We start from the raw sequence: 20,976 nt of genomic DNA on the forward strand, positions 1-20,976 counted from the left end.
ATATTAAGGAAATTTGCAGCATGAAAATCATTCCACTCAAAGAAGGTAATTTTTCGGCAAGCAAAACCAAAGACTTCACTCTTTTAACAGAAGAAAATTTTGATAAGATCGGAGGAATTAAAATGTCTGTTCAGCCGTTTCTTATTATTACTGAAAATGATTATATCCTTTTGGATGCTGGAATTGGCTGGAAAAATGAGTCCGGAAAAACGGTGGTTTCAGAAATTCTTGAAAAGGAAAATATCCGTCCTGAGCAAATCACAAAGTTACTGCTGTCCCATCTTCATAAAGATCATATTGAAGGGGCTGTAAAGCTTACCGAAAATGGTTTTGAAGCTGCTTTTCCTAATGCTCAGATCTATATACAGAAACGTGAACTTGATTTTGCAATGGAAAAGAAAGGGAATCCTTCTTTTGACTTTGATATATTGGAAAAATTGATTCAGCTCCCCAATATTACCTGGATGAATGAAGATAAAGGGCAGATCACAGATGAAATTTCCTATGAAGTGGCAGGAGGACACACTCCTTTTATGCAGGTTTTCTGGATCAGAGAAAATGAAGAAACGGCTTTCTATGGAGCTGATGACCTTCCGCAGGCTTCTTATTTAAAATACCATGTAGCCTATAAAAGTGACTTTGACGGCAGAAAAGCAATGGAATTAAGACTTCAGTGGGAAAAAGATGCAAGAGAAAACAATTGGAAAATCCTTTTGTATCATGATCTGGATAAAGCCGTAGTAGAAATATAAATGTCGAAAAAATGGTTTAAATTTCATTAAACCATTTATAGATGTCAAATTCAGAAGGAATATTCAGTTTTTTTCTGATCCTGTTTTTTCTGTTTTGTATTGCTTTTGGGGTAACAAAAATACACGTAGCAATTTCTTTAGTCGTCATATTGAGCTTAAGATAAATACAAAAGATCAGTTCAGAATTTTTAAGGGAAGGCTGTATATCGGATAACTTTTTAAAAAAATCAGGATAAACCAGTCTGAATTTGTTCAAGAGACGAGGGGAATTTGCTTTCGCCAACGCCATTATCTCGTCCTGTACAAGAATCTTTTGTTTTAAATCCTCTAAGTTAGTTTCAGGTTTTCTATTTTTCATATTACTTTTTCATCTCTACTTATTTCAGATGCAATAACTTTTGAGCATCAGTATAAAGCTTTTTTATCTCATCAATCTGTTTCCTGATAATGTAATATCATGAACAAAATGATTTCTATATATTCAAAAATTAATTGTTTTTTTAATGTAATCCAATGATAAACAATATTTAATTGTATTCAGCAAATGATTAAGTAAAAAAACATCACCTATAAATTTCGGTTTATTTTTATACTGGCAAAGAAAGAAAAAATGATTAAAATTTTATTAAAACCGTGTACCACATAGATACCACGTTACATCTTGAACTAAAATATCATAACTGCTTTTATCAGCCCGTTTCCTCATTATCTGCTTTGCCATTTCATAATTGTAAATGTAATAGATTCCTATGTTTACTTTTTATGATCTCGATCAATGTTTTCAGCGTATTCATACCGAAATGAAAAAGAAGTATCAATACTAAAAATCCGGATTTCAAATACATTATATAGTGTATCTATTATTGATCCAGTTCTTTCTGAAACTCTTCAAGATATTTAGCAATGTGAATTCCGTCTGCCAATCCATGATGTGCTTCAATGGAAACCGGAAGATATTTTTTGCCCTCTTTGATATTGAACCTTCCAAAAGCGATTTTAGGAACTGATTCTGTTGTATTAAAATCTGTAGGATGCAATATTGCAGTGAACGAATTCCATGGAATAGTCGTGTGTCTGATGTGGTCTTTTCCCAGTCTTTCATTGCTTAATCTCAAACCAGAAGTCTCATGTACCCCTTTTATCTCTTCCTGCAAAGAAGCATTGAATGTTTCGAAATCTTCTGAGAAAGGAGTGAATGAAAAACCGAAAGTTCCATCTGGTCTTCCAATGGTGCTGCCGGCATGAACTGTATCAAACTGTATCACCTGCCCATCAATAATTCTGAGTTTTAATTCATCTACTTTATTGACAGCCACCATAGATTTGTGATAATAATAAGCAAAAAATGAATACCCTTTTTCTTTCGCTGTGTCATATGCTTTTGTACAGTCTACTTCCGTTGTAAATCCAAAATAAGGGCTTGCCATATTAGAAAAAAATTCAAAATGTTCTTTTCTGTTCCAGTTGTCTATATCTACAATCTTCATTGATTCTTATTTGCTGCAAATTTCTGAAAGTTTCTCCGGTTTTAAAAGCTTATGGATAAAAATATAATTAAAACTTAATTTCGTAAAGTGATTGTTTGGTCGATATTTTGCTGCAAAACAGACGTGTTTTATACTTTCATCTATCTACATTCAAATAACTCCTTTTCATTCAGGAGATTGAAAACATAAAACTTAATTACTAACAAAATACAAAATAGGACAATGGAAAAAATCGGATTCATCGGATTAGGAAATATGGGCCACCCCATGGCAAAGAATATTGAAAAAGCAGGATTTCCACTTTCGGTTTACAACAGATCTCCTGAAAAAGCCAAGGATTTTGCAGAAAAATCTACTGTCTGTAATCAAATTCAAGATCTGGTACAAAACAGTGATATTATATTCACAATGCTGACCAACGACAGTGCTGTAAAAGCAGTATATGAAGAAATCCTTCCTTTAAACATTCAAGGAAAGCTCTTTATAGATATGAGTACCATTTCTCCTGAAGCCTCAAAAGAAACCGCAGCTGCTTTGAAAATAAAAGAAGCTTCCTTTATTGATGCTCCCGTAGCGGGCAGTACCCAGCCAGCAAAGGAAGGAACACTGATCATTATGGCTGGAGGTGAAGAAAAGGATATCCAGTTCGCAATGCCTTATCTTTTGAAAATGGGAAAATCTGTAAAACATTTGGGTGAAAACGGAAAAGGGATCGCAGGAAAACTCTCTATCAATTATTTTCTGTCCACTATTTATCAGGGACTGGCAGAAACTGTTTTGCTGTCCAGAAAATTAGGAATTGAAAGGTCAGATATGCTGGAAATCATTAATGAAAGTGCCAGTGGAAGCGGTGCTACCAAAGTAAAAACACCCTTATTAATAGCAGACCAATACGCTCCGGCATTTGCCCTTGATCTGATGCTGAAAGACATCCTTCTAGCCAAAAATGCAGGCGCTGATTATCCTTTATCTGAAGTCATGATCCAAACCTATCAAAATGCCCATGACAAAGGCTTTGGTCAGGATGATGTTATAGGAATCATCAATTATTTAAAAACAATAGGATAAATAAGGAGATCATGAATTATAAAGGAAACCATTGGTCTGCAAGAAAAGTAGATCAGAGTTATATAGTAAGTCTTGACAATCATTCCAATATTGTAGAAGCTTTAACAGACTTTATTCAGAATCAAAATATTCAAGCAGGAGAAGTTACAGGAATAGGAGCTGTGAGTGAAGCCACTCTCCGGTTCTTTAATCCGGTAACCAAAAAATATGTGGATAAGACTTTCAAAGAACAAATGGAGGTCACCAATATTTCCGGAAATATATCTGAAATTGAAGGAAAACTAACTCTTCACCTTCATATTACTTTGGGAAGAGAGGATTATACTGCTTTGGCTGGTCATCTTTTAGAAGCAAAAATTCAGGGAGCTGCAGAATTTATTGTCTATCCGCTGGATTCCAGAGTCGTAAAAATTAAAAATGAAGAGATAGGAATCAATCTTTATGATTTTGAAAAATAAAATTTTGGCTGCCGCTGAAAGTAGTATTTTTGATGAAATTTTTATGTGATGTTTGAGGTTCTTCTTTCCCATATTGAGAATAAAGTTGATATTACTGACAAACAGAAAAGTCAGGTTCAGTCTTTTTTTACCTTTAAAAAACTTCGTAAAAAACAGTATCTGCTTCAGGAAGGAGATATTTGCAAATCGTTGTCTTTTGTAAGCAAAGGACTGCTTAAATCTTATTTTCCAGATGAAAAAGGAAATGAGCATATCAATATGTTTGCCTTTGAAGGCTGGTGGATCTCAGATTTCAACAGTTTTATCAATCAGGAAAAATCGGTACTGAATATTGATGCTGTTGAAGAAACTGAAGTCCTGATGATTACATTGGAAAACTACGAAAAAATGATGGTAGAAATCCCTGTGATGGACCGGTATTTCAGAATCTTATACCAAAACAGCCTCGTCACGAAAGATTACAGGCTCATTGTGTCCAATAGCTATACAGCCGAAGAAAAATACCTTCAGCTGGCACAAAAGAACCCTGAAATGATCAAAAGAGTCCCTCATAATCTTATCGCCTCTTATCTTGGTCTTGCCCCAGAAACTGTGAGCAGGATCCGTAAAAAGAATTCCCTGAGTAACACTTGATCCAGATCAACCCAAATGCATGACCCAAATCAAGCATAAAAGCTTCTATCCAGCCATAATTTTGTACAAGAAATTTTACAATACTTATGGAAAATATTGCATTGGTAGTAGGAGCTACCGGAATTACAGGAAGCAATCTTGCAGAAGAACTGCTTGCACAGGGTTGGATAACATACGGATTATCCAGAAACCCCAATACAAATATCCCTGGTCTTCGTCCGATTAAAGCAGATCTGATGAATGAGCAGAATCTTGCAGAAGCACTGGAAGACATCTCTCCCACTCATATTTACTTTACCACATGGATGCGCAATGATACTGAAGAAGAAAATATCCGTGTCAACAGCATGCTGGTGAGAAATCTGTTAAACATTTTATCTCCCAAAAAGTCAGTTCAGCATGTGGCTTTGGTTACAGGATTGAAACATTATTTGGGACCATTTGAGGCATACGCTAAAGAAGGAGTTTTACCTGAAACACCAGTAAGAGAAGAACATCCAAGACTTCCTCTCCCCAACTTTTATTATGCACAGGAAGACGAAGTATACAAAGCTTCAGAAAGAGACGGTTTTACATGGAGCATTCACAGGCCTCACACAGTAGTTGGGTATGCGGTAGGAAACCTGATGAATATCGGAACCACATTGGCCGTATATGCCAGCATCTGTAAGGAAACAGGAAGAAAATTTACCTGGCCTGGATCTGAAGCTCAGTGGAATGGTGTTTCTGATGTAACAGATGCCAGAATATTAGCTAAGCAGTTGGTCTGGGCATCATCTACAGAATCAGCAAAAAATCAGGCTTTTAATATTGCCAATGGAGATGTTTTCCGATGGAAATGGCTGTGGAAAAGATTAGCAAACTGGTTCGGTGTAGAAGCAGAAGGCTTCGATGGTACAATAAGGCCTCTTGAAAAGGAACTTGAAAACGATCACGGAACCTGGACAGCCATTGCAGAGAAATATAAGCTAAAAGAAAGCAATCTTGACCGTCTGTCTTCAGCATGGCATACTGATCTGGATCTTGGAAGACCTCTGGAAGTGATGTGTGATCTATCAAAAAGCAGAAAACTTGGCTTTACTGCTTATACAAGCACAGAAGATTCTTTTATCAATGTCTTTGAAAGATTAAGAGCTGAAAATATGATCCCTTAATAACATGTAGGAAAACGCAAAGACATAGGAAAATCATAAATGATTGATAGATTCTCGTAGATTTTGTGATTAATCAACAATAAAATAATACTTTGAAATATTCAGTGTTAATTTCTATCGGAGATAAAACCTTGCGGCTTATAATCATCACATTGAAAAACTTTTCTTGCGTCTTTGCGCTTTTCCAACAGTTAAACTATAGTATAATTTGCGTTTTTTTAATGGTTAAAAGCTATACCTCTGTAGTGGTCACTCCAAATTTCTTTTTGAAAGAAGAATAAAAATGGGATAAATTCTCAAAACCCAGATCAAGATAGATCTCTGAAGGTTTTTTATCTCTGTTTTTAATTAAATAATAGGCTTCCTTTAATCTTTTTTCTTTCAGCCACTGTTTGGGTGTCATCTGAAATATCTTATTGAAATCCCGTTTAAATCCTGATAAACTACGACCTGTAAGTCTTGCAAAAGCATCTACCGATACATTGAACATGAAGTTTTTATTCATAAACTCTGCAAGGTCAATTTTATGAGGTTCAGAAAAATCAAAAAGAAGATTTTTAAGATCAGGAGTACTTAATAAAAGGAGTTCTATGGCCTCTTTCACCTTTAAAACAGCTAATTTTGGCGGGATTTCCTGTGTTTTATTAATGTAAGGAATAAGAGAAGCAAAATAGCTCTTAAAAAAATCATCGGGTTCAAAAAACAACCGCTGATTCCCTGGAAAATTGCTGTTTATGGTTATCTTGTTTTCAGTGGCGTACTGTCTCAGTGTTTCATCATCAAGTGTGATTGAGATAAACTGATACTTTTCATGAGCTGAAGGATATTTAATAGTTCTGATCAGTTGATTTTTCCTGACCAGAACCACTGTATTTTCTTTAATCACAGTTTTCCCCTGTTCGTGGAAAGCATGGGTCTCTCCGGAGATCTGAAATCCCAGAAAATGATCCGGAATAAACTCCTCATGCCCTCTGTAAGACTCAAAGGCACATGAATAAACCAGTTTATCAAATATGATCTCAGAAGAATTGTTTTCCATTATACAAATATCTGAAATTTAAACAATAGCCCGCGCTCCTGCCTCAGCAATTTCTTTATCCTGCTCCGGAGTTCCTCCTGAAGAACCGATTGCACCAATGATCTTTCCGGCTGTATCTTTTAAGACAACACCACCTGCAATAGTCAGAAGCCCATCATTTGAATTCAGCATTCCGTAGCCGTGAATTCCGGTTTCTGAGATAATTCCTCCCATCAAATCACTGTCTACTCCAAACATGACAGCGGTTTTTGCTTTTTTAATGGCAAAATCAATCACTCCGTAGACACTGTTCAGTCTTGCCAATGCAACAAGGTGTCCTCCGGTATCTACCACAGAAATACTCACAGGAATATTCAAAGATAATGCCTTTTCTTTGGCTGCCTGTAAGGCTTTTTCTGCTGTGTTATAATTTAATTCCATGATATTTAGCTTTTTGCGGTCCATGCATCTGCCTGGAGCTGTTTTACAAAATCTTCAGTTTCTTTTGGATGTACATTTCTGAAATGACTCTCATCATCTAAAGCTACATTTACAATCACCTCCGCCATAGATTGTGGATCCAGCTGGTGGGCCAAAGATTCTGCCGCGCCATCAAAAGCTGATTCCGGAGTGAAGTTAATTTTCGGATCATACCAATGAAAAATAGAATCTACTCCCCTGTCATTAAATCCTGTTCCAAATACCCCTGGATTACAAGTTGCAATTTTGATATTGAATGGAGCAAGCTCCGTTCTCAACCCTTCAGCAATAGATTCCAATGCATGTTTTGATGCACAATAAGCTGCCACATACGGAACCGTCCATAAACCTCCCATTGAAGATGTGAAAACAATCTTACCTTTTTTCTTCTCAACAAATTTTTTGATAAATCCCTGTGCAAGATTTAATGCACCAAATACATTCACTTCAAACATAGAACGTATAATATCTACCGGCTGTTCTGCAATCGGGCCGCCTTCCATAATTCCGGCATTGCTGACCAGAATATCTATATCATTATATTTCTTTAAGATATAATCTACATCTCTTTGGCTGGTTACATCCAGTTTATCCACCGTAATGTCAATTCCCTGTTCTTTCGCTTCACGGATTAAATCACTCATCTGAGGATAGACTTGTGTAGTGGCAATTACTTTATGCCCTTTTTTAGCAAGATCAAAAGCAGCAATCTTTCCGAATCCACTTGCTGCACCTGTAATTAAAATTGTTTTACTCATTGTATTCTTTTTTAATGATGATACAAATTTCTGAGATTTCAGGAAGTTTAATATTGCTGCAGCGTTCAATTTTATATTGCTGAAAAGTTCAGATAACCAAGTAAAAAAGGAATTTCTTGCCAAATAAAAACTCTTTTAAAATCATAAAAAAATAGAATTATCGTTAGATTTGTAGCTTTCAAACTAAAAAAACCATGTATGCTTAAAATTAAGACACTCTTTTTAATTTTTTTATCCTCCTCTTCTTTTAGCTTTGCTCAAAACTGTACTTGTGAAAGCAACTTTCAATGGGTAAAAAAAACATTCGAGGAAAATGATGCCGGGTATCAATATATGATTGATAAAAAAGGAATTCCGGCTTATCAGGCTCATAATAATGAATTTCTGAGCAAAATTAAAAATGTAAAATCTGATACGGAATGTCAACAGACCCTTTATGAATGGCTTAAATTCTTCAGATCCGGTCATATTTCTATTAAAATGATCGAAAAAGATAATCAGCAGGCCCAGCCTCAGCCAGCAGTCTCAGCCATAGACAGTAAAACAGAAACGGTAAAATTAGATCTTAAAAAATTTGAAAAAGAAGTTGTCTCTAAAAAAGACACAGATATTGAAGGAATCTGGGAAGTTGATCCATATACAATAGGAATTAAAAAATTTGGAGACGTCTACAAAGGTTTTATCATTAAATCCGGAGCAGAAAACTGGAAACCTTATGAATTAAAACTGACTTTTAACGATGATAAAACTAAAGGAACTTATTATCTGAGAAATAAGACTGGACAGGAAATTCATAACATGAGACTTGTTGGAAAAAACTATCTGGAAATTAATGATTTTACCATGAAGAGAGTTTCCCCGAAATTTGAAAAAGAAGAAGGAATTGAAACTTACTATCAGGCGATTTTGGCTCAAAAACCTTTCCTGAAAGAGCTTAATAAAACTACTCTGCTTTTGAGAATCCCTTCATTCAATGGTGCTTTGAAAAAAGATATTGACAGTGTCATTACAGCCAATCAATCTAAAATTGAAAGTACAGAAATCCTCATTATTGATATCAGATATAATGGTGGCGGCAGTGATAACAGTTTTTCTAAAATTATTCCATATCTCTACACAAACCCTATAAGAAGTGTCAGAACACAGCTTTATTCTACAAAACTGAATAATCAGAGAATGTTAGACTTTTATGATAATTACCAGAAATATGGAATGCCGGTTGAAGAAAGAGAATATCTGAAGAAAGCCTACGACAAATTAAGCAAGAATTTAGGCAAATTTGTAAGTCTGCAGGATGATGGAAAAACAGTGGGAATCACCAAAATGGATAAAATTTCGCCGTATCCAAAGAATGTAGGAATTATCATTAACGATGGGAACGGCAGTACAGCAGAAGAATTTTTACTGGCAACTAAACAGAGTAAAAAAGTAAAGCTTTTTGGAACCACAACAGCCGGTGTTTTGGATATTTCCAATATGTATTTCGTAAATTCTCCCTGCAATGAATTCAAACTCGGATATTCACTCTCTAAGAGCTTCCGTATTCCGGATATGGCCATTGACGGAAAAGGAATTCAACCCGATTATTTTATAGATAAAACAATTCCGGATTATCAATGGATTGACTTCGTAAATGATGTGCTGAATGAAAAATAAACTATACAAGCTGTTTCTATTCGAAACAGCTTTTTTATGCTTTTAAATCTTGTTGTAATCCTTCCTGACATTATTTTTAACACTACAGAATATCAATAGAAATGGGTTTTAGCCCATTTAATAAAAAAATATCATCATTGGCTTTAGCCGAACCCTATTATAAATATTCATTCATACAACTGAAAGTTGGCTTGATATTTCACTTTTTAATCGATAAAAAATAAACAATTTGGTGTAAATTGGTTAAGTTTTTGAAGCTTATTCCATAAAAACCAGCCACACCATTGAAATTAATCACATTTACAAAAAAAGGAATTTACTGTCCATTGGGGAAATTCTATATAGATCCCTGGAGGCCTGTTGACATGGCGGTTATTACCCATGGCCATGCCGATCATGCCCGTTGGGGAATGAAAAAATATCTTTGTCACCATTTTACCAAACCTATTCTGCATCAGAGAATCGGAACTGATATCGAATGCCAGAGTCTGGAATATGGAGAAATTATAATTATCAATGGGGTAAAGCTTTCTCTTCATCCTGCAGGACATATTATTGGTTCTGCACAGATCAGACTTGAATATAAAGGGTATGTGACTGTTATTTCGGGGGATTATAAAGTACAGGATGACGGACTGAGCACTCCTTTCGAGCTGATAAAATGCAATGAATTTGTCACAGAAAGTACTTTTGGACTTCCCATTTACAACTGGCTTGAAGTTCCGGATTTAAATAAAAAGCTTCAGAACTGGGTACTGAAGAATAAGGAAAACAATAAAACATCAGTCTTTATTGGGTATTCTTTAGGAAAAGCCCAACGTATTATGAAGGCGGTGGAAGAATTAGGAAAAATATACGTCCATTATTCTATCGGAAAACTGAATGAAGCCTTTGAAACAGCAGGAATTAATCTTCCCGAATATACAATTGCAGATTTCAGAGAACGACCGAAAGAAATGGAACATGAAATTGTTATTGTTCCTCCTGCTTTACTCGACAGTAATATCATTAAGAAAATTCCAGATCCGGCCACAGCAATATGCTCCGGCTGGATGCAGGTTCGTGGCGCCAGAAGATGGCGGAGTGCAGATGCAGGCTTTGCAATGAGTGACCATGCAGACTGGAAGGGATTGCTCCAGACCGTAAAAGCAACGGAAGCTGAGATTGTGCACGTCACCCACGGACAAACGGAGGTCTTTTCAAAATATCTGAATGAAATCGGAATTAAAGCCGATGTTGTAGAAACACTTTACGGCGATGACGAAGAAGAATCTGAAAAAGAAACCATAGAAAATCCGGAATCATGAGACATTTTGCAGACCTTATCAACGCGTTGGAAACCACCAATAAGACCAATGCTAAAATTGATGCCATCATCGATTATCTGGAACGTGCTCCTGATGAAGATAAAGTGTGGTTTATTGCCTTATTTACCGGGAAGCGACCCAAGAGAAATGTGAATACCAATTACATGAAAGAATGGGCTCTGGAAATCACAAAACTACCCTACTGGCTGTTTCAGGAATCTTATTCTTCGGTAGGAGATCTTGGAGAAACGTTATCATTAATTCTTCCGCCACCACAGGAAAAAATAGAACGTTCATTATCAGAATGGATGAACGATATTGTCAGTTTAAAAGGGAAAACAGATACAGAAAAAAAAGAATTTGTATTGCACTCATGGAATGGTTTGGACTATACGGAACGATTGATTTTTAATAAATTAATTGGCGGAAGCTTTCGGATTGGAGTATCAGACAAAACATTAATCAATGCACTGACCAAATTTTCAGGACAGGAATCTAGCGCATTGATGCACAGTTTAATGGGTAAATGGCTGCCGGATGAAGTTTCCTTCAAAGAACTTATTGATGCAGAAAATGTAAATCCCGACAACTCAAAACCCTACCCCTTCTGCCTTGCCTATCCTTTGGAAAAAGAAACTGAAGAACTGGGAAATCCGGATGAATGGCTGGTAGAATATAAGTGGGATGGAATACGCGGACAGATCATTCGGAGAAACAATGAAGTCTTCATCTGGTCAAGAGGTGAAGAACTCGTAACAGAACAATTTCCGGAGATTGTAGAAGTGGTAAAAGCCATGAAAGGCAATTTTGTGATAGATGGAGAAATACTTGCAGTAAAAGATAGTAAAATTTTAAACTTCAACGAATTACAAAAAAGATTAAACAGAAAAACTTTAACTAAAAAAATGCTGTCGGAAATTCCGATAGAAGTCTTTGCATATGATTTACTAGAGCTTGAAAATAATGATCTAAGAGAAAAACCCATCTCTGCAAGAAGAGCTTTGCTTGAAGAATTATTATTGAATGAAAATCCCCAAAACATCAAAATTTCCAAAAGTCTGGATTTTGAAAAATGGGAAGAATTGGATGCTCTTCGTGAAAATTCAAGAGACATAAACAGTGAAGGATTAATGTTAAAACAAAAAAATTCTCCTTACCATTCCGGACGAAAAAAAGGCGACTGGTGGAAGTGGAAAATCAATCCGTTTACCATTGATGCAGTGCTTATTTATGCTCAGAAAGGAAGCGGCAGACGAAGTGCCTATTACACCGATTATACTTTTGCCGTAAAAAACGGAGATAATCTGGTGACCATCGCCAAAGCCTATTCTGGGTTGACAGATAAAGAAATAATGGAAGTGAGCCGGTTTGTGACCAAAAATGCCATTGAGAAATTTGGACCTGTGAGAACAATAAAAGCAGAACTGGTCTTCGAAATTGCTTTTGAAGGCATAGGCTTAAGCAACCGTCATAAAAGTGGTGTAGCCCTCAGGTTTCCAAGAATTGTAAGATGGCGGAAAGACAAAACAGTAGATGAAATCGACTCTCTTGAAGAAATAAAAAAATTAATACAATAATATTTTAACGCAAAGGCGCAAGGACTTTTTATGATAGCGTAATATTTTTCGTTCGCAACGGCACTCTGTTCAGCTATAGAAAAATATTGTCGTTGCTGAGTGAAAAGCCCTTGCGATCGAAAATTAAACAATATCAAATAAAAACTTAGCGCTCTTTTGCGTTAAAAATTTAAATAAAAATAGAATTGGCTGCTTTTGAACATACCGATGGATTGAAGATCATTCAGCAATGGATGACCGGTAAAGAGATTGTCCCTTTTAAATTTCAGCTGGAAACCTGGAAGAAGTTTGGAAATGGGTACAGTGGAATGGTAGTGGCTCCGACAGGTTTTGGAAAGACTTTTTCTGTTTTTTTAGCCTTAATTTCAGATTTCCTGAATCATCCTGAGCAATACAAAAAAGGATTGAAAATGATCTGGATCACACCTCTCCGCTCTCTGTCCAAAGATATTGCGAAGGCAATGCAGGAAGCAATTGACGACATCGGACTTGATTGGGCTGTAGGCGTAAGAAACGGAGATACTGATCCGAAGGTAAGGCAACAACAGGTAAAAAAGATGCCTGAAATTCTTGTTGTAACTCCTGAAAGTCTTCATTTACTTCTTGCTCAGAAAAATCATGAAACCTTTTTCAGAGATATGAAATGTGTAGCTGTGGATGAATGGCACGAATTACTGGGCTCAAAGCGTGGTGTCATGATAGAACTAGCCGTTTCACAGCTTAGAAAATATGTTCCGAAAATTAAAATCTGGGGCATTACAGCTACCATTGGAAATCTGGATGAAGCTATGGAAGTTCTTATTCCGTATGATATTAAAAAAACAAAAATTACAGCTAAAGAGCACAAAAAAATAGATATTCTCCCGGTTTTTCCGGACGAAATCGAAATATTACCCTGGGCAGGACATCTTGGAAACAAACTCGCAGATAAAGTTGTTCCGATTATTCTTGAATCGAAGTCCACAATTGTATTTACGAATACCAGAAGCCAAAGTGAAATGTGGTATCAGCTTTTGCTGGATGCCCATCCTGATTTTGCAGGCCAGATTGCAATTCATCATAGTTCCATTGATGCCCATTTAAGAATCTGGATTGAAGAAAATTTAAGCTCCGGAAAATTAAAAGCCGTAGTATCTACTTCATCCCTCGATCTTGGAATTGATTTTAAACCAGTAGACACTGTTATTCAGGTAGGATCTGCCAAAGGTGTTGCGAGGTTTCTCCAAAGGGCCGGACGCAGTGGCCACTCTCCTTTTGAAACCTCCAGAATCTATTGTGTTCCCACCCATTCTCTGGAACTGATTGAAGTTTCTGCGTTAAAAGAAGCCGTAAAACAGAAAGTTGTTGAGCCCAGAGAACCACAGGTTTTATGTTTCGATGTGCTGGTTCAGTTTCTAATGACACTGGCTGTTGGTGATGGTTTTTATCCTGATGAGCTGTATGAAAGAATCAAAAAAGTATATGCCTTCCAGGAAATGCTGGACGAAGAATGGAAAAGCATTCTGGAGTTCCTTACCATTGGCGGCAGCGTGTTGAAAAGCTATGAAGAATTCCACAAGATCGTTATTATGGACGATGGCCTTTATAAAGTTACTTCAAGAAAGATAGCCATGCTCCACAGAATGAATATGGGCGTGATTGTAAGTGATGCCATGCTGAAAGTGAAATTTATTTCGGGGGGGTATATCGGGATGATTGAAGAATATTTTATTTCAAAATTAAAAAAAGAAGAAAAGTTTATTCTCGCCGGACGTACGCTTGAGGTTGTCATTATCAAAGATATGACTGTTTATGTAAGAGCAGCCAAAGGAAGAGCTCTGGTTCCCAGTTATCTTGGCGGAAGACTGCCTCTAAGTACCAATCTGGGACACTTTTTAAGAGAAAAATTGTCACATGCCTTAAACCCCAGGGCTTCTGAAAAAGAGCTTAAATTTCTGCATCCTTTACTGATCAATCAGGAAAAAAATTCCCATATTCCCAAAGAAGATGAGTTTCTTGTCGAAATGATTAAAAACCGTGAAGGATATCATTTGTTTATGTATCCTTTTGAAGGCCGTCTCGTGCATGAAGTAATGGCAGCTTTGATTGCTTACCGTATCTCAAAACTGGCCCCTATTTCCTTTTCAATGGCAATGAATGATTACGGATTCGAGCTGTTCAGTGATAAAGAAATTCCGCTTAATGAAAATAATCTGCACCAGATTTTAACCAGAGATAATCTGATGAATGATGTGATTGCAAGTATCAATTCTGCTGAAATGGCGAAGAGAAAATTCAGAGATATTGCAGTAATTTCAGGAATGGTGATTCAAAACTATGCCGGGCAACAACGCTCCAATAAATCATTGCAGAGTTCTGCAGGGCTTATTTTTAAAGTACTGGAAGACCATGATTCCAATCACTTTTTAATAAAACAGGCCTATACGGAAGTCTTTAATATGCAGCTTCAGGAGCAGCGGCTGGTAGAAGCATTTAAACGGATTGAAAAATCTGAAATTATTCTAAAACATTCCCGTTCTTTTACCCCGCTCAGCTTCCCGATCAAAGTAGACAGCTTAAGGCAGACACTTTCGAGTGAGGGACTGGATGCAAGGATTAAGAGAATGCTGAAACTGTCTGATATAAATGATCTATGATGATCAATACAACTATTACTTTCTTGTATAAGTTTACTTTTCTAAAGGAAAATGTCATTAGATATTGGATCATCGCAAAGGCGCAAAAAGATTAAAATAAAAGCTTTTTTAAGGCGCAAAGATTTTATCTCCGATAAAATTTAGTTCTGCTAATCTTGCTGAAAATCTAATATTGAGCAAAGTCGAAATGTTCTTGAGTCTTAAAATAAAAATAGATAATAAAAAAATTGCGCCTTTGCGAGATTCCAAAATTTATAAAATCAAATAAAAAAACTTATCGTTTTAATCTTATTCTTAGCCTAATATTCTAAGTTAATTTTCTTGATAAGTTTAAATAATCATCGTAACTTAGAGTATACCTTCTTAGAAGTTGTAAAAAATTTAAATAATGGAAAAATTGTTCTTGGTCCGTCACGGACAGTCACTGTGGAATCTGGAAAACAGATTTACAGGATGGAAAGATATTGATATAACCGAAACCGGCATTGAAGAAGCCAAAAAAGCAGGTCTTGCGTTAAAAGGAGAAAGAATAGATATCGCATTTACTTCTGCACTGGTCAGAGCTCAGCATACCTTATCCATCATCCTCAATGAAATAGGAAACCCCAATATTCCAGTCATCAAAGACAAAGCGTTAAACGAACGTTCTTACGGAAACCTGGAAGGATTAAACAAAGCAGAAACTGCTTTAAAATATGGTGATGAGCAGGTTCATACCTGGCGTAGATCTTTTGATGTTGTGCCTCCCGGAGGAGAAAGTCTTAAAGATACCTACAACAGAGTCATTCCTTATTTTGAAAGTCAGATAAGACCCTTATTAAAAAAAGGCGAAAATGTATTGATTGTGGCTCATGGAAACAGCCTTCGTGCACTGATCATGTATCTTGAACATCTTTCTCCTGAAGAAATTTTAGAAAGAGAAATAGCTACTGGCTTTCCTCTGACTTATGTTTTTGATGAAAAGTTTCATGTAAGCCGAAAGGTCGGCTGATTCAATTAATATAACGTAACTTTAAACATTAAATTTTCTATTATAAAGCGTGTTTATAGCAACCAAAAGCATTTCTGTCCAATGCCATACTTTCATTCTGACTAATCAGCGTGCAGCATTCTGGGAAAAAGAAAAGGCTCTTATTCTTTCTGATCTTCACATTGGAAAAACAGCACATTTCCGCAAAAATGGTATTGCTCTCGCCAATCATATTATGAAAAGCGACTTGGAAAGATTATCAGCATTGATTGAATATTTTCAGCCCGAAAAATTTATTGTAGTTGGTGATCTGTTACATGCCGGAGACAATTCTGATGTGGATGAATTCTGTATTTGGAAAAACCAATATCCCAATATACAGTTTTATCTTATTGAAGGAAATCATGACCGGATATCAGAAGTACTGGAAAAAAAGCTGTGCTTTCATCACAAATCTGAGTGGCTGGAAATAGATGATATTACTTTTATTCACAATTTTGATACAACCAGATCAGGATTCCAGATTACCGGACACATTCATCCAGGAATTGTCCTTAATTCTGCTGTAAAAAATATCAGACTTCCCTGCTTTGCTCTCAGCAGCAGCCAGTTGTTGCTTCCTGCTTTCAGTGAATTTACAGGGCTGGATACCAAAAACCTTCCTAAGAACAGTATATTTTTTGTGTTTACAGATGCTGAGATTTATGAAATCTGATAATCTAAGGTAATTCCAATAGATTTTGATGCTAGAAATGAGTTTTACTAAAAAGTTGAAAGTTTCTTTACATTGAAATCCATATCAAGGTTTTAAACCTTGACATGGATTGATAACTCAGATAAAAATCTTAATTTTTCTTGCTTAAACGGATACTGTATATTGTAATCAATACTGTAACTAACAGAAATAAAGCCCCTATCCATGGTGTACTTTCCAATCCTAAAGATGAAGTCACAATCATCCCTCCTGCATAAGACCCGATTGCAATACCAATATTAAAAGCGGCAATATTGATCCCTGAAGCTACATCTTCAGTTCCAGGAAGTTCCTTTTCTGCAATCTGTACCACTAATAACTGAAGTCCAGGCACGGAAGCAAACGATAATGCTCCTAAAAGGAAAAGTGTAATGATGCTTAAAACCGGACTGCTTACCGTGAAATAAAACGCAAGTAATACCAATCCCTGTGCTGCAAACATCCATAAAAGGGCTTTCAGCGGGTTTTTATTGGCTACTTTCCCACCAATCAGGTTTCCAAGGGCAATGGCAATTCCATAAATCAAAAGGATAAAAGTAACGGTAGACTCCTGAAATCCTGTAATTTTCTGTAAAATAGGTGACAGATAAGTAAACACTACAAATGTTCCTCCATATCCCATCGCTGTCATTAAAAAAGCAAAAATCAGACGTCTGTTTCCCAGTACTTTAAACTGACTTTTTATAGAAGCTGTTTTTCCATTTTTCAGATTGTTCGGAACTAATAACAAACTGGCTATCAGCCCTATGATTCCAAGGATTGAAACGCCTATAAAAGTAGCTCTCCATCCGAAATGCTGTCCTATGAAAGTTCCTAGCGGAACTCCTGTTACAATGGCGAGTGTAAGCCCGGCAAACATAATGGATATAGCGGTTGCTCTTTTCTCTTCAGGAACCAGCGAAGCAGCAATGGTAGAACCTATGGAAAAGTAAACACCATGGGCCAATCCCGTAAGTATTCTTGCCAGAACTAATGTTATAAAACTGGGAGCAATAGACGCCAGACCGTTTCCAATAACAAATAGCATCATAATGGAAACCAAAAGCATTTTACGTGGAACTTTTGCTGTTAATGCCGTTAATATTGGTGCCCCGATAGCTACTCCTATTGCATAAAGGCTTACCAGCAGTCCTGCAGAAGGAATGGTTATTCCAAGGTCAGAGGCTACGGTAGGAAGTAGCCCTACAATTACAAACTCTGTAGTTCCTATTCCGAAGGCACTTATCGTTAATGCCCATAAAGCTGCAGGAAGACCTTTTTTAGCAGTCTGTGTTGCAGTATTGATCTGTATTTCTTTTTGATAATTCATTGTCTTGTATTTTGTTGATATTGACAAGGCAAATTTCCGACGAATAATTGTATTATAAAAATTATTTAAATAACACTAATGTATCAGAATAATGATAGTTTTATTTTAAGTATAAAATTTGTTCCTTTGTACATTAATCAGCCATTTTAATGAAGAAATCAGAAGCAACCCGTCTTACTATTCTCCAGAAAGCGTTCGAATTAATCTATGTGAAAGGTTTTCAGACCACAAGCATTGATGAAATTATTGCAACGACTCAGGTGACTAAGGGTGCTTTTTATTATCATTTTAAAACCAAGGATGAAATGGGATTGGCCATTATCAACGAACTGATGAAGCCCAATTTCAGACGTAATTTTATTGAATCTCTTCAGAATAACAAGAACCCACTGGACAATATTTATGAGATCATCTACAATCTCCTGATGGAAAATGACTTTTTAAAGGTTGAATACGGCTGCCCTACTTCTAATTTTGTACAGCAAATGGCACCATGGCATACTGCCTTTACCCAGGCTTTACACGAACTTTCAAAAGAATGGGAAAATGCTTTCGCAGAAAGTATCGATCAAGGAAAGGAAAACGGAATCATTAGGAAAGACGTTAATGCCAGGGAAGTGAGCGTTTTTGTTATTTCCGGTTATTGGGGCGTCAGAAATCTTGGAAAAGTTGAGAATTCAAAAGAAGTATATCTGATTTATTTAAAAGGACTTAAGTCCTATTTTAAAACTTTGCAATAATTTTTTTACTTAAAAACATACTATTTAGTATGTTTTTGTTTTACCTTTGCTCTGTTCTAAAAAATACCCAATGTATCAAACCCTTACTTTTTTACATTCTCAAACACGCTGGCTGGTTTTAATAAGCCTGATGTATGCCATTTATCGTTCTTACAAGGGATATTCCTCAGACAGGAAATTTACCGGAACAGATAACTCTGTGAGACACTGGACAGCTACCATAGCTCATGTACAATTAATTATCGGAATGATATTCTATTTCAAAAGTCCTGTGATCCAATACTTCTGGAAAAATTTTAATGAAGCCAAAGAATCTTTTGAACACCTGTTTTTCGGACTGATTCATATTTCATTGATGATTACAGCTGTTGTGATGATTACTATTGGTTCCGCTTTAGCCAAAAGAAAATTTTCAGACAAGGACAAATTCAAAACCATGGGCATCTGGTTTTCTGTTGCATTGATCATTATTTTCATTGCAATTCCGTGGCCCTTTTCTCCTTTAGCAAACAGACCTTATTTCAGATAATTATGATAGATTTATTGAAAACAAAAATCGGCAGGCTAAGAGTTCTGGCGATTCTGGAAGGCATTTCCCTGCTAAGTTTAGTATGCATTGCCGTTCCTATGAAATACTGGATGGGAAATCCTTTACTGGTGAGACTGTTAGGCCCCGTTCATGGAACATTATTCCTGCTCTTTCTGTTCAATACGCTGAGCATTGGTGTAGAACAGAACTGGAAGTTCAAAGAAATAACCTGGAAGATCATTCTGGCTTGTTTCATCCCGTTCGGAACATTTTATATTGACCGGAAAATTTTAAGCAAGCTATGAAAAGTATTCTGATCATGTGCGGCATAGCTATTACCGTCTATGTTGTATATAAAATCTATCGTCTTCAGACCTTAGATAACGGATTGTCTGAACTGATTAAAAAAGGAGCCGTCATTCTTGATGTAAGAACTGAAAAAGAATACGAAACGGGACATATAGAAGGAGCTGTCAATATTTCATTAGGAACCATCAGAGAACGATATGTAGAATTGAATCCTGAAAAAACATACATCACAGTATGTTCACATGGACTTCGAAGTGTAAAAGCAGAAAATATCCTTAAAGAAAAAGGTTTCAAACATATTTATAATGGCGGTGCCTGGAGTGATCTTCAAAAAACAATCCGTCAATAAAATAAACCCTCCTCAGATCTCTGTCGCAGGAGGGTTTTTATTTTTAAACGATCTTATCATCCAGCCATACAACTTTTTGTTCAGATGAATGCTCCTGCCCTATGATATCCCTGTATAGCTCAGGTCTTCGGGCCTTAATATATCTGTATCCTCCTGCCTGATTAAGTTTTTCAGGAGTAATAACCACAGACTCAAAACTATCATCCCATGAACGGCATTCTGCAATCACATCTCCGAAAGGATCTATAATCATGGAACATCCGTTTTTCAGCTGGTCATCGTCCATTCCCACAGGGTTTGAAAAAACAATATAAGCTCCGTTATCATAAGCTCTTGATGGAAGCCATTTCATCAGCCAGTCTCTGCCTTTCATTCCTTCAAATTCAAGACGTAAAGACGTAGGATCTGCTATCCTGTTTTCCCAAAGCTGAGGATCTACAAATCCGGCTCCCGGTCTTGTGGAAGGAGTACACATCGTAACATGGGGCATAAAAATAATCTCTGCACCAAGAAGTCTGGTAGCTCTTACGTTTTCAATGATATTGTTATCATAGCAGATGAGAATACCACACTTCCAGCCCATGATATCAAATACACAATATTCATTACCGGGAGTAAGATGAGGATTGATAAAAGGATGCAACTTTCTGTACTTAGCCTTCAGTCCGGTTTTATCAACGCATACATAAGCTTTAAAAAGATTATCATACTCATCTTTTTCAAACAACCCGGCTAATATAGTGATGTCATTCTGAGCTGCAATCTCCTGCAGTTTTTGAATACTATCCCCTTCCGGAATGCGTTCCGCAATATCAAGAAGCTGTTCTTTAGAAAGTTTTCGTGCAAAAGTGTAACCTGTAATGGAACATTCATGAAAAGCAATGATATGAGATCCCTGGGAAGCGGCCTCACTGGCCAGTTTTTCTATGACAGAAAGATTATAAGCTTTATCACCGCTTTTATTTTCAAATTGTGCGGTTGAAATTTTAATATTCATTGATTTTTTTTAAGCAAAACTAGATGACTCCGCTT

At 36.4% G+C, this 20,976-nt stretch carries 22 protein-coding genes; 15 read left to right on the plus strand and 7 right to left on the minus strand.

The genetic code is table 11. The features are described 5' to 3' along the window. The first annotated feature begins 20 nt into the window (after window positions 1-20). Entirely contained in the window at window positions 21-752 is a 732-nt protein-coding gene (locus OL225_RS08470; RefSeq protein WP_264517956.1) for an MBL fold metallo-hydrolase, read from the plus strand. A 16-nt stretch (window positions 753-768) separates the two neighbouring features. Here OL225_RS08470 and OL225_RS08475 read toward each other — a convergent pair whose 3' ends face one another. Continuing rightward, window positions 769-1,110 (minus strand): helix-turn-helix transcriptional regulator, encoded by a 342-nt coding sequence (locus tag OL225_RS08475; protein WP_052184581.1) that lies wholly within the window; start codon window positions 1,108-1,110, stop codon window positions 769-771. Between the two features lie 502 nt (window positions 1,111-1,612). After that, window positions 1,613-2,239: a chloramphenicol acetyltransferase gene (locus OL225_RS08480; RefSeq protein ID WP_047374850.1), complete on the minus strand. Its 627-nt coding sequence runs from the start codon at window positions 2,237-2,239 to the stop codon at window positions 1,613-1,615. A gap of 207 nt (window positions 2,240-2,446) precedes the next feature. On the opposite strand from OL225_RS08480, the gene OL225_RS08485 reads away from it, so the two are divergent. The 4 genes from OL225_RS08485 (at window position 2,447) to OL225_RS08500 (ending at window position 5,552) form a co-directional block, all read left to right on the plus strand. Next, window positions 2,447-3,307 (plus strand): NAD(P)-dependent oxidoreductase, encoded by an 861-nt coding sequence (locus tag OL225_RS08485; RefSeq protein WP_264518692.1) that lies wholly within the window; start codon window positions 2,447-2,449, stop codon window positions 3,305-3,307. Between the two features lie 11 nt (window positions 3,308-3,318). Beyond that, a complete protein-coding gene (locus OL225_RS08490; RefSeq protein WP_264517957.1) occupies window positions 3,319-3,765 on the plus strand; it encodes a PPC domain-containing DNA-binding protein in 447 nt (148 codons plus the stop codon). A 48-nt stretch (window positions 3,766-3,813) separates the two neighbouring features. Further along, window positions 3,814-4,398: a Crp/Fnr family transcriptional regulator gene (locus tag OL225_RS08495; protein WP_264517958.1), complete on the plus strand. Its 585-nt coding sequence runs from the start codon at window positions 3,814-3,816 to the stop codon at window positions 4,396-4,398. Between the two features lie 86 nt (window positions 4,399-4,484). Then, complete coding sequence (locus OL225_RS08500) at window positions 4,485-5,552, plus strand: SDR family oxidoreductase (protein WP_264517959.1); 1,068 nt, start codon at window positions 4,485-4,487, stop codon at window positions 5,550-5,552. A gap of 232 nt (window positions 5,553-5,784) precedes the next feature. Here OL225_RS08500 and OL225_RS08505 read toward each other — a convergent pair whose 3' ends face one another. The 3 genes from OL225_RS08505 to OL225_RS08515 are packed head-to-tail and all read right to left on the minus strand — an operon-like array spanning window position 5,785 to window position 7,808. Continuing rightward, window positions 5,785-6,591: a helix-turn-helix domain-containing protein gene (locus OL225_RS08505; protein ID WP_264517960.1), complete on the minus strand. Its 807-nt coding sequence runs from the start codon at window positions 6,589-6,591 to the stop codon at window positions 5,785-5,787. A gap of 18 nt (window positions 6,592-6,609) precedes the next feature. Then, window positions 6,610-7,011: a GlcG/HbpS family heme-binding protein gene (locus OL225_RS08510; protein WP_264517961.1), complete on the minus strand. Its 402-nt coding sequence runs from the start codon at window positions 7,009-7,011 to the stop codon at window positions 6,610-6,612. Between the two features lie 5 nt (window positions 7,012-7,016). Then, entirely contained in the window at window positions 7,017-7,808 is a 792-nt protein-coding gene (locus OL225_RS08515) for an SDR family oxidoreductase (RefSeq protein ID WP_264517962.1), read from the minus strand. A 198-nt stretch (window positions 7,809-8,006) separates the two neighbouring features. Here OL225_RS08515 and OL225_RS08520 point away from each other — a divergent pair, with 198 nt between their 5' ends. From OL225_RS08520 to pdeM, 6 genes are all read left to right on the plus strand, one after another. Next, a complete protein-coding gene (locus tag OL225_RS08520; RefSeq protein WP_264517963.1) occupies window positions 8,007-9,464 on the plus strand; it encodes a S41 family peptidase in 1,458 nt (485 codons plus the stop codon). Window positions 9,465-9,748: 284 nt separating this feature from the next. Then, complete coding sequence (locus tag OL225_RS08525; protein WP_264517964.1) at window positions 9,749-10,771, plus strand: ligase-associated DNA damage response exonuclease; 1,023 nt, start codon at window positions 9,749-9,751, stop codon at window positions 10,769-10,771. Then, window positions 10,768-12,348: an ATP-dependent DNA ligase gene (locus OL225_RS08530; protein ID WP_264517965.1), complete on the plus strand. Its 1,581-nt coding sequence runs from the start codon at window positions 10,768-10,770 to the stop codon at window positions 12,346-12,348. Before OL225_RS08525 ends, OL225_RS08530 begins: the two co-directional genes overlap by 4 nt. Before the next feature lie 185 nt (window positions 12,349-12,533). Beyond that, entirely contained in the window at window positions 12,534-14,984 is a 2,451-nt protein-coding gene (locus tag OL225_RS08535; RefSeq protein ID WP_264517966.1) for a ligase-associated DNA damage response DEXH box helicase, read from the plus strand. Between the two features lie 388 nt (window positions 14,985-15,372). Continuing rightward, the gene (locus tag OL225_RS08540) at window positions 15,373-15,975 is read left to right on the plus strand and encodes a 2,3-bisphosphoglycerate-dependent phosphoglycerate mutase (RefSeq protein ID WP_185097808.1); all 603 of its coding nucleotides are present in this window, start codon (window positions 15,373-15,375) and stop codon (window positions 15,973-15,975) included. A 49-nt stretch (window positions 15,976-16,024) separates the two neighbouring features. Further along, window positions 16,025-16,669: a ligase-associated DNA damage response endonuclease PdeM gene (gene pdeM / locus OL225_RS08545; RefSeq protein WP_052184583.1), complete on the plus strand. Its 645-nt coding sequence runs from the start codon at window positions 16,025-16,027 to the stop codon at window positions 16,667-16,669. A gap of 130 nt (window positions 16,670-16,799) precedes the next feature. On the opposite strand, the gene OL225_RS08550 is transcribed toward pdeM, so the two are convergent. Beyond that, window positions 16,800-18,017 carry an MFS transporter gene (locus tag OL225_RS08550; protein ID WP_264517967.1) on the minus strand — a complete coding sequence of 406 codons (1,218 nt, stop codon included), beginning with the start codon at window positions 18,015-18,017 and terminating at the stop codon, window positions 16,800-16,802. Window positions 18,018-18,166: 149 nt separating this feature from the next. On the opposite strand from OL225_RS08550, the gene OL225_RS08555 reads away from it, so the two are divergent. From OL225_RS08555 to OL225_RS08570, 4 genes are all read left to right on the plus strand, one after another. Next, window positions 18,167-18,757: a TetR/AcrR family transcriptional regulator gene (locus OL225_RS08555; protein WP_264517968.1), complete on the plus strand. Its 591-nt coding sequence runs from the start codon at window positions 18,167-18,169 to the stop codon at window positions 18,755-18,757. A 70-nt stretch (window positions 18,758-18,827) separates the two neighbouring features. Continuing rightward, on the plus strand, window positions 18,828-19,286 hold the full coding sequence (locus tag OL225_RS08560) for a hypothetical protein (protein ID WP_264517969.1): 459 nt from the start codon (window positions 18,828-18,830) through the stop codon (window positions 19,284-19,286). Between the two features lie 2 nt (window positions 19,287-19,288). After that, window positions 19,289-19,591 (plus strand): DUF3817 domain-containing protein, encoded by a 303-nt coding sequence (locus OL225_RS08565; RefSeq protein WP_047374873.1) that lies wholly within the window; start codon window positions 19,289-19,291, stop codon window positions 19,589-19,591. Continuing rightward, a complete protein-coding gene (locus OL225_RS08570) occupies window positions 19,588-19,944 on the plus strand; it encodes a rhodanese-like domain-containing protein (RefSeq protein WP_264517970.1) in 357 nt (118 codons plus the stop codon). Before OL225_RS08565 ends, OL225_RS08570 begins: the two co-directional genes overlap by 4 nt. A gap of 43 nt (window positions 19,945-19,987) precedes the next feature. Here OL225_RS08570 and OL225_RS08575 read toward each other — a convergent pair whose 3' ends face one another. After that, entirely contained in the window at window positions 19,988-20,941 is a 954-nt protein-coding gene (locus OL225_RS08575; RefSeq protein ID WP_264517971.1) for a nitrilase family protein, read from the minus strand. Between the last annotated feature and the right edge of the window lie 35 nt (window positions 20,942-20,976).

Source organism: Chryseobacterium viscerum (assembly GCF_025949665.1).
Taxonomy (GTDB): domain Bacteria; phylum Bacteroidota; class Bacteroidia; order Flavobacteriales; family Weeksellaceae; genus Chryseobacterium; species Chryseobacterium viscerum_A.